The organism is Streptomyces sp. NPDC044044, assembly GCF_056434405.1.
Window position 1 is genome coordinate 199,242 of record NZ_JBWKFG010000001.1, and the last position, 12,709, is coordinate 211,950.

Annotated in this window: 12 protein-coding genes; 8 read left to right on the top strand and 4 right to left on the bottom strand. The window is 71.9% G+C overall.

Features of this window, described 5'->3' with window-relative positions:
- The first annotated feature begins 136 nt into the window (after positions 1-136).
- The 7 genes from AC07AG_RS00915 (at position 137) to AC07AG_RS00945 (ending at position 6,255) form a co-directional block, all read left to right on the top strand.
- Positions 137-601: a hypothetical protein gene (locus AC07AG_RS00915; protein ID WP_478750518.1), complete on the top strand. Its 465-nt coding sequence runs from the start codon at positions 137-139 to the stop codon at positions 599-601.
- 71 nt (positions 602-672) lie between these two features.
- Positions 673-1,062: a BlaI/MecI/CopY family transcriptional regulator gene (locus AC07AG_RS00920; protein WP_478750520.1), complete on the top strand. Its 390-nt coding sequence runs from the start codon at positions 673-675 to the stop codon at positions 1,060-1,062.
- Positions 1,063-1,068: 6 nt separating this feature from the next.
- Positions 1,069-2,001, top strand: a complete 933-nt coding sequence (locus AC07AG_RS00925; RefSeq protein WP_478750522.1) for a M56 family metallopeptidase — start codon at positions 1,069-1,071, stop codon at positions 1,999-2,001.
- 184 nt (positions 2,002-2,185) lie between these two features.
- Complete coding sequence (locus tag AC07AG_RS00930) at positions 2,186-3,523, top strand: hemolysin family protein (protein WP_478750524.1); 1,338 nt, start codon at positions 2,186-2,188, stop codon at positions 3,521-3,523.
- Positions 3,520-4,545 (top strand): hemolysin family protein, encoded by a 1,026-nt coding sequence (locus tag AC07AG_RS00935; protein ID WP_478750526.1) that lies wholly within the window; start codon positions 3,520-3,522, stop codon positions 4,543-4,545. Before AC07AG_RS00930 ends, AC07AG_RS00935 begins: the two co-directional genes overlap by 4 nt.
- A 173-nt stretch (positions 4,546-4,718) precedes the next feature.
- Positions 4,719-5,852, top strand: a complete 1,134-nt coding sequence (locus tag AC07AG_RS00940; protein ID WP_478752156.1) for an acyltransferase family protein — start codon at positions 4,719-4,721, stop codon at positions 5,850-5,852.
- Between the two features lie 160 nt (positions 5,853-6,012).
- Entirely contained in the window at positions 6,013-6,255 is a 243-nt protein-coding gene (locus tag AC07AG_RS00945; protein ID WP_361040514.1) for a holin, read from the top strand.
- On the opposite strand, the gene abc-f is transcribed toward AC07AG_RS00945, so the two are convergent.
- From abc-f to AC07AG_RS00965, 4 genes are all read right to left on the bottom strand, one after another.
- Positions 6,252-7,901, bottom strand: coding sequence for a ribosomal protection-like ABC-F family protein (gene abc-f / locus AC07AG_RS00950; RefSeq protein WP_478750528.1), 1,650 nt, complete (start codon positions 7,899-7,901; stop codon positions 6,252-6,254). The genes AC07AG_RS00945 and abc-f overlap by 4 nt on opposite strands.
- 56 nt (positions 7,902-7,957) lie before the next feature.
- On the bottom strand, positions 7,958-8,971 hold the full coding sequence (locus tag AC07AG_RS00955) for a hemolysin family protein (protein ID WP_478750530.1): 1,014 nt from the start codon (positions 8,969-8,971) through the stop codon (positions 7,958-7,960).
- Positions 8,968-10,299, bottom strand: coding sequence for a hemolysin family protein (locus AC07AG_RS00960; protein ID WP_478750532.1), 1,332 nt, complete (start codon positions 10,297-10,299; stop codon positions 8,968-8,970). The genes AC07AG_RS00955 and AC07AG_RS00960 overlap by 4 nt, the downstream gene beginning before the upstream one ends.
- Positions 10,300-10,480: 181 nt before the next feature.
- Positions 10,481-10,906 carry a GNAT family N-acetyltransferase gene (locus AC07AG_RS00965; protein ID WP_478750534.1) on the bottom strand — a complete coding sequence of 142 codons (426 nt, stop codon included), beginning with the start codon at positions 10,904-10,906 and terminating at the stop codon, positions 10,481-10,483.
- Between the two features lie 149 nt (positions 10,907-11,055).
- Here AC07AG_RS00965 and AC07AG_RS00970 point away from each other — a divergent pair, with 149 nt between their 5' ends.
- Positions 11,056-12,627 (top strand): outer membrane protein assembly factor BamB family protein, encoded by a 1,572-nt coding sequence (locus AC07AG_RS00970; RefSeq protein WP_478750536.1) that lies wholly within the window; start codon positions 11,056-11,058, stop codon positions 12,625-12,627.
- Positions 12,628-12,709 lie beyond the last annotated feature (82 nt).

The window sequence follows — 12,709 nt, forward strand, 5'->3', positions numbered from 1 at the left end:
CGCGCTCACGCCGAGGCCGGGCGCCTCACTCGTACGTGGCCCATGGCCGACCCGGCAGTCACCCGAGTGACCTTAATGCGCGCTACGGGGCGGGGCAATGCCGTTTCGGCCGCGCCCGCGCTGGCATGGTGGGTACATGACGATCCTCTCCGAAGCGGCAGGCGCGTGGGCGGGCGACAACGGGTTCCGGCTGATGCCCGGTGACGCGTTCGCGGAGTTCCCCGCGACGGCGCTCGTGACCGTCGCCGCGGGCGGCCACCTCGCCTCCCTCGCGTACTCCTGGCAGCACCCGGACGACGGCCCGCAGGACGGGCTGCTCGTCCTCGGCGCCGGTGAGGAGGACGGCTCCCTCGTCGCCCTGTGGGGTGACTCGTGGCATCAGCAGCCGGCGCCGATGTCACTGCCGGGGCGCAGGACAGGGGACGCGGTGGCGGAGTTCGACGGTGCCTACGGCGGTGACTGGGGCTGGCGGGTCGTGGTCGATGCCACCGGGGAGCGGCTGCGGATGCGGATGGACAACGTGATCCCGGAAGGCCAGGTGCCCGCCGGGATGGCCTCAGGGGCGTACTCGGTGATGGTCATGGACCTGGGCCGCGCCTGACCTGCGGCACACCGCCGGCGGGCGCGCGTTAGCCTCGTCCAGGACGACGAGGCAGTGGAAGGGAGACGGGCGTGGCGGAGCAGCGGGGGCGTTCCCGGCGACGGGGGCAGGGTGAGCTGGAGGCGCAGGTCCTTGTCGCCCTGCGCGAGGCGGAAGGTCCCGCGACCGCGGGCTGGGTGCAGGAGCGGCTCGGCGCCGACCTCGCGTACACGACCGTCGTGACGATCCTGACCCGGCTCCTGGACAAGGGAGCGGTGACCCGCGAGCGCGCGGGGCGCTCCTTCGCGTGGACACCGTCGTCCGACGAGGCGGGGCTCGCGGCGCGCAAGATGCGCAAGGTGCTCGACGGCGAGCGCGACCGGGAGGCGGTCCTCGCCAGCTTCCTCACCGCCCTCCCGCCGGGCGACGAGCGGCTGCTGCGAGAGCTTCTGGGCCAGGCCGAGACGGAGAAGGACGTCTGAACCGTCATGGGGATGTTCGTCCTACTGCCGCTGGTGCTACCGCTGACGGCCTGGCCGGTCGCCCGGCTCGCCGAGCAGCGCCTGCATCCGCGGACCGCCACCCGGCTGCTCACGACGGTCGCCGTGATCATGGCGCTCGCCAGCACCCTGTGCCTGGGCCTCCTGATGGTCGTCGGTACGGCCCAGCTGCCCGGCAACCCCCTGCCGGACGGCTGGTCGGACCCGGAGGTGCGCGCCGCCGTCCCGTACGACGAGGTGGCCGGACGCCTGGCCATCCCCGGTCTGCTCGCCGTGGCCGTGGCCTGCGGCAGGACCCTGTGGCGCCACCGCCAGGTGCGCCGCCGCGCCCACCGCGCGCTGGCGGGCCTGCCCGGCACCGCCGTCGCCGTCCTGCCCGACGACGTGCCCTACGCGTACGCGCTGCCCGGCGGCGCCCGCGACCGGGTTGTGGTCACCACCGCCCTGCTCGACTGCCTCGCACCCGGCGAGCGCCGCGCCCTGTTCGCCCATGAGCGCGCCCACCTCGCCACGCGCCACCACCGCTACCTCCTTGCCGTACAACTGGCCGCGCGCGCCAACCCGTTCCTGCGCCCGCTGCGTACGGCCGTGTCCTACACGACCGAGCGCTGGGCGGACGAGGACGCGGCCCACGCCGTCGGCGACCGCAGAACCGTGGCCCGCGCGATCGGCAAGGCGGCCCTGCACTCCCGGGGCGCCCCGGCCCCGACCCTCGCCGGACTCGCGGCGCCGGGGCCCGTGCCACGCCGGGTCGCCGCCCTCCTGGGCCCGGCTCCCGCGGCGCGCAGCTGGCCGTCCCTGTTCACCGCGGTGGGGCTCGCGGCGTGGGCGGCGGCGGCCGGGGCCGCGGCCTCCGCCATGTCGTCGGCGAACTCCGCCGTGACGATGGTCCTCATCCTGCACGCGGCCACCCCGCTCTAGGCACTCCGGTTTGCCGTTCCTTTACAGTGGCTGTAGAAGCACCACCGCTTCCATGCCACCGCCCTCGTACGACACTTCGTACGAGTACGAGAAGGAGCCACGGACCCGCAATGGGTGAGCCTCCCAGTACGAACCGTGCCATTTCCCGCCCGCTGCCCGAGCGCGAGGGAACGGGGGTGGCACGGTGACCGAGATCCTGCTTCTGCTGCTCGCCCTGCTCCTCACGCTCGCCTGCGCGCTGTTCGTCGCGGCCGAGTTCTCCCTGACCACCGTCGAGCGCGGTGACCTGGAGCGCGCCGCGCAGGCGGGGGAGCGGGGTGCCGAAGGCGCCCTGAAAGCGGTCCGGCGGCTGACCCTCCAGCTGTCCGGCGCCCAGCTCGGCATCACCGTCACGTCGCTGGTGATCGGCATGCTCGCCGAACCGTCCCTCGCGGCGCTCCTGACCGGCCCGCTGGAGGCGGCAGGACTCGGTGGCGCCGCCCCGACCACGGCCACCCTGCTCGGCGTGGCCCTCTCCACCGTGATCCTCATGGTCGTCGGCGAGCTGGTGCCGAAGAACTGGGCGATCTCCCGGCCCCTCGCGGTCGCCAAGGTGGTGGCAACGCCCCAGCGCGGCTTCACCGCCGCCTTCGGGCCGTTCATCCGGCACCTGAACAACACCGCGAACCACGTCGTACGCCGCTTCGGCCTCGAACCCGCCGAGGAGCTGGCCTCCGCGCGCACCCCCGAGGAACTGGTCGCCCTGGCCCGGCGCTCGGCCGCCGAGGGCGCCCTGGAGGCGGACTCCGCCGAACTGTTCGTCCGCACCCTGCACTTGAGCGAGCTGACCGCGGAGAACGTGATGACCCCGCGCGTGGACGTACGCGCCCTCGAAGCGCACGCCACGGCCGCAGACGCCGCGAACCTGACGCACGCCACGGGCCTGTCCCGCTTCCCCGTCTTCCGCGACAGCCTGGACGAGGTCATCGGCACCGTGCACATCCGTGACGTGCTCGCCCTCGCCCCCGAGGAGCGGCAGCTCACCCCGGTCACCGACCTGGCCACCGAGCCCCTGCTCGTGCCCGACAGCCTGCCCGCCGACCGGCTCCTGGAGCGGATGCGCGAGACCCGCACGATGGCCGTGGTCATCGACGAGTACGGCGGTACGGCCGGTGTGGCGACGGTCGAGGACATCGTCGAGGAGGTCGTCGGCGAGGTCCGCGACGAGCACGACCCCGTCGAGGTCCCCGACCTGCTGCCCGCGCAGGCGGCCCCGGACGGCCGCACCGCGTGGGAGGCCGACGGCGGCGTCCGCATCGACCAGCTCGCCGCGATAGGGCTCACCGCGCCCGAAGGACCGTACGAGACCGTGGCGGGCCTGATCGCCACCCGGCTGACCCGCATCCCCGCCAAGGGCGACGCCGTCGAACTCGACGGCTGGCAGTTGGACGTCCTGACCGTCGAGCACCACCGCGCCGACCGGATCCGCATCACCGAACCGGCACTCCAAGTGCCCCGACAGGCCGTGGAGGAGGCGCGATGACCACGCTCCAGCTCGCCATCGGCGCACTGACCCTGCTCACCAACGCCTTCTTCGTCGGCGCCGAGTTCGCCCTGATCTCCGTACGCCGCAGCCAGATCGAACCCCGCGCCCAGGCGGGCGACAAGCGCGCCCGCATCACCCTGTGGGGCCTGCAGCACATCTCCGCGATGATGGCCACCGCCCAACTCGGCATCACCGTCTCCTCGCTGGTGCTCGGCGCGGTCGCGGAACCCGCCATCGCGCACCTCCTGGAGCCCGCCTTCGAGGCGGTCCACATCCCGCACGCGCTCGTGCACCCGATCGCCTTCGTCATCGCCCTGACCGTGGCGACGTATCTGCACATGCTGATCGGCGAGATGATCCCCAAGAACATCGCGCTCGCCGCGCCCGCAAGGACCGCCCTGCTGCTCGGCCCGCCGCTGGTGGCCCTCACCCGCGCCCTCAAGCCGGTCGTCTTCGGCATCAACGCCTTCGCCAACACCCTCCTGAAGCTGATGAGGGTCGAACCGAAGGACGAGGTCGAGTCCGTCTACACGGACGACCAGCTCGCCCGCATGGTCGTCGACTCCAGCGCGGCCGGGCTCCTTTCGGCGGCCGACGGCGAGCGGCTGCGCGACGCGCTCGAGCTGGGCACCCGGCCGGTCGGCGAGATCCTCGTGCCGACGGCCAAGATGCGTACGGTCGAGCACTCGATCACCCCGGCGCGCCTGGAGCGGGTGGCCGCCGACGCGGGCTTCTCCCGCTTCCCGGTGACCGGACCCGACGGCACCCTGCTCGGCTACCTCCACATCAAGGACACCCTGGGCATCGCCGAGCGGGACCGGCCCTTCCCGCGCGGCGTCCTGCACGTGGTCACGCGGGTGCACATCGACACCCCGCTCGACGACACCCTCACCGCGCTGCGGGCCGCGGGCAGCCATCTGGCCGCGGTCACCGGCGAGAGCGGCACGGTGCTCGGGTTCGTCACCATGGAGGACGTCCTGTCCGAGCTGGTCGGTCCCGCACCGGCGGCGCTCAGCTGACGCATCGGCGGCACTCAGCGGATTCTCAGGTGGCGCGACTGTACGCGCGGGGGCTTCGGTGGCTAGGGTGCCGGTGATGTTCTACACAGGTGTAGCACCCGCATTTAACGTAAGACGCGAGACCGCGGGCCCGGGTTCCCCCGGGAGGTCCCGTGAGTGAGCCTGTCCGCTCGATGCATCGGACCGGGGCACTGCGGGCGCCGCTGCCCGCCGCGCGCAGTGCCCCTCCGGCGGCGCCCTCGGCGCCCACCGTGGCGCCGAAGCCACCGGTCAAGCGCCGCGACTCGTTCTTCGACAACGCCAAGTACCTGGCGATCGTGCTGGTCGCGATGGGGCACGCGTGGGAGCCGCTGCGCGGCGACAGCCGGGCGGCGGCCGCGCTCTACATCACCGTCTACACCTTCCACATGCCGGCGTTCATCGTCATCTCCGGCTACTTCTCGCGGAGTTTCGACGCGAGTCCGGGCCGCCTCAAGCGCCTGGTGACGGGCATCGCGGTGCCGTACGTCATCTTCGAGGTCGCCTACACCTTCTTCAAGCGCTGGGCGGGCGACGACCCGACGTATCCGATCAGCCTGCTCGACCCCTGGTACCTCACCTGGTTCCTGGTGGCGCTCTTCGTCTGGCGCCTCACCACCCCGCTGTGGAAGGTCGTGCGCTGGCCCCTGCCGATCGCGCTCGCCATCGCGGTGCTCGCCTCCGTCTCGCCGGACATCGGCGACGACCTGGACCTGCAACGGGTGCTGCAGTTCCTGCCGTTCTTCGTCCTCGGCCTGTGCCTGAAGCCCGAGCACTTCCAGATCGTGCGCCGCCGGGAGGCCCGCATCCTGGCGCTGCCCGTCTTCGGGGCGGCCCTGCTGTTCGCGTACTGGGCGGCGCCGCGCATGAACGCCGCCTGGTTCTACCGCAGGGACAGCGCACAGGAGTTGGCCGCGCCCGGCTGGTCCGGTGCCGTGATGACCCTCGGGATGTTCGGCTGCTCGGTGGTCCTCGTCGCGTGCTTCTTCGCCTGGGTGCCCGGCCGCAGGCTCTGGTTCACCGCGCTCGGCGCGGGCACGCTCTACGGCTACCTGCTGCACGGCTTCATCGCCAAGGGCTCACGCTTCTGGGACTGGTACGAACTCGACTGGCTGCACACGCCGCTCGGCGAGATCACGGTCACGCTCGGCGCCGCGACCCTCATCACCGTGCTCTGCACACCACCGGTGCAGCGCCTCTTCCGGTTCGCGATGGAACCCGACATGGAGTGGGCGTTCAAGAAGGACGCGAAGGCCGTGGCCCGCGGGCGGGGCGCGCACCGGCGCTGAGGGTTCAGCCCGGCGCGGGCCCGAACCGGCGCCGGCAGGCGGAGGGAGCCAGCCCCGTCTTGCGGCGCATCAGAGTACGACCCGTCGACCTTCTGGGCAGCGGCACGCCACAGCGGTATGCCAGGTGTTGACCCGTCAACCACGAGAGGTGGGGTCAGACATGTGGACCGCTGGATTCTGGAAGGCCACCGCGGAGCGCGCGCTCCGTACCTTCGCGCAGTCGCTCGCCGCCGTCCTGGTCGCCGGGGCGACGACCCTCCTGGACGTCGACTGGAAGGCGGCGCTCGCCACCGCGGGGATGGCGACGCTCCTCGCCGTCCTCACGGCGGTCGGGGCCGCGAACGTCGGGGCGCGCGGGCCCGGCATCACGGAGACGCCCACCGCACGCCCCGACGCCACCTAGGGCCTCTCGTTCGGATCGGGCCGGACCACCCGCCCCGCCTCCACCGAGACCCGATCGCCCCGGAACCGCTCCCGCAGCCGCCGGTCGTGCGACACCACCACCAGCGTGCCCCGGTATCCCGCAAGCGCCTCGTCGAGCTCCTCGACCAGGGCGGGGGAGAGGTGGTTCGTCGGTTCGTCGAGCAGGAGGAGGTCGGCAGGGCGCGTCACCAGGCGTGCGAGCGCCAGGCGGCGGCGCTGTCCCACGGAGAGCCCCTTCACCGGCACCACCAGGTCATCCTCGCGGAAGAGGCCGAGGGACAGGAGTGCCTGCGCGTGGTCCTCGGGCAGCCCGGGGAGGCCCGCCGTGAAGGCGTCAAGGAGCGGCATCGCCGTGTCCTCGTCAGTGATGTACTCGATCTCCTGCGGCAAGTAGCCGATACGGGACGGGAGTTGGGCATCCCCCTGGTCCGGGGTCAGCACTCCGGCCAGGACACCGAGCAGCGTCGACTTGCCCGCGCCGTTCACCCCCGTCACCAGCGTGCGCGAACCCGGTTCGAGCAGCAGGTGGTCGACGGCCAGGCGCTCGCCCACGGTGATGCCGGTCAGAACGACCGGGCGTACGAAGGGGTGGTCGCCGCCCTCGATGCCCTCACCGGCCGTGAAGTGCAGTGGGTCGGGCGGGCGCGGCACCGGATCCGCGTGCAGCCTGCGCAGCCGCTCGCGCGCGTTGCGCACGAGGCCGGAGAGCTGGCCCTCCACCGACCGCTGGTGGCCAGCGAAGCGAGGACTGTCGCTCATCCGCCAGCCCGTCGCGAGGCGGTCGGAGCCGCCCTTCGCGAGCCGCTCCTGGCGCGCGACCTCGTCGCTCCACTCCCGGAAGCGCTCCTCCCAGCGACGGCGGGCCGTGGCGCGCTGCTCCAGATAGCCGTGCCAGCCGCCCCCGAAGCGGGCCACGGATCTGCGGTCGCCGTCGACCTCGACGATCACATCGGCGACCCGGTCGAGGAAGACCCGGTCGTGGGTGACGGCGACGACCGTGCCCCGGTGGGCGCGCAGCCGCTCCTCGAGCCAGCCGAGCGCCTGGTCGTCCAGATGGTTCGTCGGCTCGTCCAGAAGAAGCAGTTCCGGTTGCGGGGCCAGGACGCAGGCGAGTGCCAGGCGTGCGGCCTCGCCGCCGGAGAGCGACCCCAGCGTGCGGGAGCGCTCCAGATGCGGGACGCCGAGACCGTGCAGTGCCGCGTCGAGGCGCGCGTCGGCGCGGTAGCCGTCACGCGCCTCGAAGGCGGCGACGAGGTCTCCGTACGCGGCGAGTTCGGCCGGGCCCGCCGCGCCGAGCGCGGCCTCCGCCTCCCTGATCCGCCGCTCCAGATCCCGCAGTTCGGCGAGCGCGTCGTCCACCGCGTCCTGCACGGTGGAGTGCGGCGGAAGGAGCAGGGTCTGCGCGAGATAGCCGGTGCCGCCGTCCGAGACGACGGCCACCTCGCCGTCGGCGGGCGCGAACTCGCCCGCCATCAGGCGCAGGAGCGTCGACTTGCCCGAGCCGTTCTCACCGATGACACACGCCTTCTCGCCGGGCCGCACCGACAGGGAGACCCGTTCGAGCACAGGGCGCTGTGGATATCCGTACGACACGTCGCGCAGGACGAGTTGACTCACGGTGCGCATCCCCCTCGCTTCAGAGCTTCCGTGCTTCAGGGCTGCCGTGCTTCAGAGCCACGGCTTCAGACGGGCTGACCGAACAGCTCCCGCAGTACGTCCTCCATCGTGACCATGCCCGCGAGCCTGCCGTCCGAGCCGAGCACCGCCGCCACATGCGTCCGGCTGCCGCGCATCGCGGTCAGCACGTCGTCCAGCGGCGTGGTCTCGCGTACCTGGGCGATCTTGCGCATGTCCGGCACCCGGAACGGCAGATCGCGCGGCATCCGGTCGAGCGCGTCCTTGACGTGCAGATAGCCGACGATGCGACGGCCGTCGTCCACGACGGGGAAGCGCGAGAAACCGGACTCCGCCGAAAGCCGCTCCAGCTCCTCGGGCGTCACGCCCACACGGGCGTAGACCACGCTCTCCAGCGGGAGCACCACATCCCTCACCGGGCGGCGGCCCAGCTCCAGGGCGTCGTGCAGCCGCTCCTGGGCGCGGTCGTCGATCAGGCCTGCGTCACTGGAGTCCTTGACCATCCGGGCCAGCTCGTCGTCCGAGAAGGACGCGCTCACCTCGTCCTTCGCCTCGACCCTGAGCAGTTTCAACAGGCCGTTGGCGAACGCGTTGATCGCGAAGATGACCGGGCGCAGCGCCCGCGCGATCGCGACCAGCGGCGGGCCGAGCAGCAGCGCCGTGCGCACCGGCTCGGCCAGCGAGATGTTCTTGGGGATCATCTCGCCGAGCAGCATGTGCAGATAGGTCGCCACCGTCAGGGCGATGACGAACGAGATCGGGTGGACCAGGCCGTGCGGCACCCCGACGCCGTCGAACATCGGCTCCAGGAGATGCGCGATCGCGGGCTCGGCGACGATGCCGAGCACCAGCGTGCACAGCGTGATGCCGAGCTGCGCCGCGGCGAGCAGCGCGGAGACGTGCTGCAGACCCCACAGCACGCTCTTGGCGCGCCGGTCGCCGTCCTCGGCGTACGGCTCGATCTGGCTCCTTCGTACGGAGATGAGGGCGAACTCGGCGCCCACGAAGAAGGCGTTGACGACGAGGGTCGCCAGGCCGATCAGCAACTGGACGGCGATCATCGCTCCTCCTCCTTGTGGTCGTCGTGCAGGGGTGCGTGCAGCAGGACGCGGGCCGCGCGGCGGCCGCGGGCGTCCACGACGTCGAGCCGCCAGCCGCCCACCTGGACGCTGTCGCCCTCGGCGGGGATGCGGCCGAGCTCGGTCGCGACGAGCCCGGCGAGCGTTTCGTACGGCCCGTCCGGCGTGCGCAGGCCCACGCGGGCCAGCTGGTCGGTGCGGGCCGAGCCGTCGGCGGAGTACCGCGTGCGGCCGTCGTCGTCCGTGCCGTCGGCGGCGATGTCGGGCGTCTCGTGCGGGTCGTGCTCGTCCCGCACCTCGCCGACGACCTCCTCGACGATGTCCTCCAGGGTCGCGACGCCGGCCGTGCCGCCGTACTCGTCGATGACCACGGCCATCGTGCGCTTGCCGGAGAGCCGGTCGAGCAGGCGGTCGACGGTCAGCGACTCCGGTACGAGGAGGGGCTCGCGCATCAGCTCGGCGACGGGGAAGCGGGCCCTGCGCTCGGCCGGTACCGCGAGGACGTCCTTGATGTGCGCGACGCCGACGACCGAGTCGAGGTTGCCGCGGTACACGGGGAAGCGGGACAGGCCCGTCGCCCGGGTGGCGTTCGCGACGTCCTCGCAGGTGGCCATCACGTCGAGGGCCATGACCTGGACGCGCGGCGTCATCACGTTCTCCGCGGTGAGGTCGGCGAGGTTCAGGGTGCGGACGAACAGTTCGGCGGTGTCCGCCTCCAGGGAGCCCTGCTTGGCGGAATGCCGGGCGAGCGCCACCAGCTCCTTGGGGCTGCGCGCGGAGGCCAGCTCCTCGGTGGGCTGGATGCCGAAGCGGCGCACGGAGCGGTTCGCGGTGTTGTTCAGGTGCGCGATGAAGGGGCGGAACAGGGAGCTGAACAGGCGCTGGGGTGTCGCCACCCGTTTGGCGACGGCCAGTGGCGAGGAGATCGCCCAGTTCTTGGGGACCAGCTCGCCGACGACCATCAGGAAGACCGTCGAGAGGGCCGTGCCGATGACCAGGGCCACCGAGGAGGCCGCCGACGAGGGGATGCCCAGGGAACGCAGCGGGCCCGCGATCAGCTTGGCGATGGAGGACTCGGAGAGCATGCCGACGACCAGATTGGTGACGGTGATGCCCAGCTGGGCCCCGGAGAGCTGGAAGGTGAGGTTCTTGACCGCCTTGAGGGCGCCCGCGGCGCCGCGCTCGCCCCGTTCGGAGGCTCGCTCCAGCTCGCTGCGCTCGACCGTCGTGAGGGAGAACTCGGCCGCGACGAAGACGCCGCAGGCCAGCGAGAGCAGCACCGCCACGAGGAGCAGGAGCACTTCGGTCATCGGGTCACCTCCGTCCCATGATCGGGCAGGGACCGGGGGAATGCGCGATGTCGGGTACTGGGAGGCTCGCCCATGGGCGGACGCTCACACCTTTCGTTGACGTTCGAGTGGTCCGTCCATATTAAAGGACCAGCAAAGTCCACTCCTGCGGACTGTTCGCGGGTACCCGCTGGTCGGCCGCTCAGTCGGTGAGGTGCTTGACCCAGCGGCTCCACTGCGGCTGGGGCGCGTAGCCCGCGGCATGCCACGTGTGATGGGCCAGTTCGTTGCGGTCGAGGACCATGGCGTCGCCCCTGCGCCCGCCGAGGCCAAGGAAGCGCTCCTCGGCCGCGGCGAGCAGCGCCGAGCCGATGCCCTGGCGGCGGTGGTCCGGGTGCACGGCGAGGCGGTAGAGGTGGCAGCGCCAGCCGTCGAAGCCGGCTATCGCGGTCCCCGCGATGTGGCCGTCGCGCTCCGCGAGCAGCAGGGCCTCGGGGTCCCGTGCGACGAGGCGGGCCACTCCGTCGCGGTCGTCGCTGATGCTCGTCCCCTCTGCGGCCTCGCGCCAGAACCGCAGCACGGTGTCGATGTCCGCAGGGGTCGCGCAGCGGATGTGGAGATCACTCATGGAGAGATGAAAGCAGTGCGACCGCCTGCCTGGCGAGCGGTTTCCGACGGCCCGGCCGGTCCCCTCCGGTCCAGGGCAGAAACCTGCGTTGAAAACTTTTTCTAGAAAATGGCTCTAGAAAGGGTGATGATTGGGCGAGAATCTCGGTCATGGTCAATCGTGAGTCCGAGCCGGTGCATCAGCCGGTCCCCGGCAACCCCTACGTCCAGCCGGTGCCGCCCACCGGCAGGCCGCGCAGAATCGGCGTCGCCATCGGTGCCGGCGCCGTCGCCCTGGTCCTGATCGGCGTGGGCTTCTACGCCGTCACGCACAAGGATGGGGGCGGGAGCGGGAACGGTTCCCGTGAGCCCGTGGCGGGACAGACGCGGGAGTCGCCGGACGACGGGCGCGAGTCGGCCGGTCCGGATCGGGACGCCGGCGCGGAGGGCGACGCGAAGGACGACGGGTCGGCCTCCGTGATCGATGTCAACGCGGGGCGCAAGCCCGGTGAGGCCAAGGCCTGGGTCGCCATGAACGACGTCGAGCTGCCGGGCAAGGGTGCCCAGCTCCAGGACCTCTGGCACGTGCCCGGCATCGTGGCCCAGGCCGAGTACGACGAGGTCAGCGGCTACCGGACCTCGGACGGCTCGAAGGCATGGACGGTGTCGCTGCCCGGCACGGTGTGCGACACCCCGGTGAACCCCACACCGGACGGCGAGGTCGTGGTCGCGTACACGAAGCGGAAGTCCGAGCGGAACACGGCGTGCGACCAGCTGCGGAAGATCGATCTGAAGACCGGTGAGAAGGGCTGGCACAAGGAGCTCGTCGACCACGGCTTCTGGGACGACACCAGCATGACCCACGTCTCCATCACCGGCGACACCGTGATGGTCGACCAGAGCGCCACCATGCGCGCCTACCGGATCGGGGACGGCAAGCGGCTGTTCACGACCGAGCGGGAGCGCAAGGGCGGTTGCTCCCTCGACGGCGTCGCGGGCGGCTCGCGGCTGCTCCAGGTGGAGTCCTGCGCGCCGGGCAGTCCCGGCACCCACGGCCGGCTCAAGAGGCTCGACCCCCGCACGGGCGACGTCAAGTGGACCTACCGGACGAAGAAGGGCTGGACCGTCCAGAAGGTCTACTCCGTCGATCCCGCCGTGGCCGTCGTCCAGAACCGCGAGGACATGGAGAAGTGGGCCGTCGTCGCCGTCGACGACAAGGGGGAGCAGCGCTCCTGGATCGGCGTCGACAAGGGACCGCACGCGTTCGAGATGTGCGCCGGGGCGGGAGACTCCGGCGAGGGCGTGCAGAACTGTCCGGGGGCCGCCGTCGATGGGGAAACGCTCTACCTGGCGACCGAGCCCAAGGACGGCGTCCTCGGCCCGAACAAGATCGTCGCCTTCGACCTCGGTACGGGGAAGTCCTTGTGGACCGGCGCCGTCGAGGGCGGGCGGCAGATCACGCCGGTGCCGGTGGCAGGAGAGGCACGGCCAGGGGTGATCGGCTACGCGCGGGCGCAGGACGGCAAGAACGGGCAGACCGTGCGGTTCGGCCCCCGCGGCGGCAAGCCGGACGTGCTGCTGCGGCACACCTCGTCGGCCCAGGGCATGGAAGCCGGGATGTACGCCGGCAACACCCTGTACGCCGACGGCCGGTTCTTCGTGACCCCCTCGCTCCTGTCGGGCAAGGACCACGGCGGCAAGGGCGAGGAGGGCAACGCCCGCATGCTCGCCTTCGCCCGGTGAGGCCCGTCGCCGGGCGCCCCGGTGCCCCCGCCGGTGAGGCCCCGGCCTCGCAGCAGACACCCGTAGCCGTATCCGTACCCGT

Bases quoted from the DNA above. Each gene is read 5' to 3' on its own strand.
- AC07AG_RS00915 (WP_478750518.1), top strand. From the start codon at position 137: ATGACGATCCTCTCCGAAGCGGCAGGCGCGTGGGCGGGCGACAACGGG.
- AC07AG_RS00925 (WP_478750522.1), top strand. From the start codon at position 1,069: ATGGGGATGTTCGTCCTACTGCCGCTGGTGCTACCGCTGACGGCCTGG.
- AC07AG_RS00935 (WP_478750526.1), top strand. From the start codon at position 3,520: ATGACCACGCTCCAGCTCGCCATCGGCGCACTGACCCTGCTCACCAAC.
- AC07AG_RS00940 (WP_478752156.1), top strand. From the start codon at position 4,719: ATGCATCGGACCGGGGCACTGCGGGCGCCGCTGCCCGCCGCGCGCAGT.
- AC07AG_RS00945 (WP_361040514.1), top strand. From the start codon at position 6,013: ATGTGGACCGCTGGATTCTGGAAGGCCACCGCGGAGCGCGCGCTCCGT.
- abc-f (WP_478750528.1), bottom strand. From the start codon at position 7,901: ATGCGCACCGTGAGTCAACTCGTCCTGCGCGACGTGTCGTACGGATAT.
- AC07AG_RS00955 (WP_478750530.1), bottom strand. From the start codon at position 8,971: ATGATCGCCGTCCAGTTGCTGATCGGCCTGGCGACCCTCGTCGTCAAC.
- AC07AG_RS00960 (WP_478750532.1), bottom strand. From the start codon at position 10,299: ATGACCGAAGTGCTCCTGCTCCTCGTGGCGGTGCTGCTCTCGCTGGCC.
- AC07AG_RS00965 (WP_478750534.1), bottom strand. From the start codon at position 10,906: ATGAGTGATCTCCACATCCGCTGCGCGACCCCTGCGGACATCGACACC.
- AC07AG_RS00970 (WP_478750536.1), top strand. From the start codon at position 11,056: ATGGTCAATCGTGAGTCCGAGCCGGTGCATCAGCCGGTCCCCGGCAAC.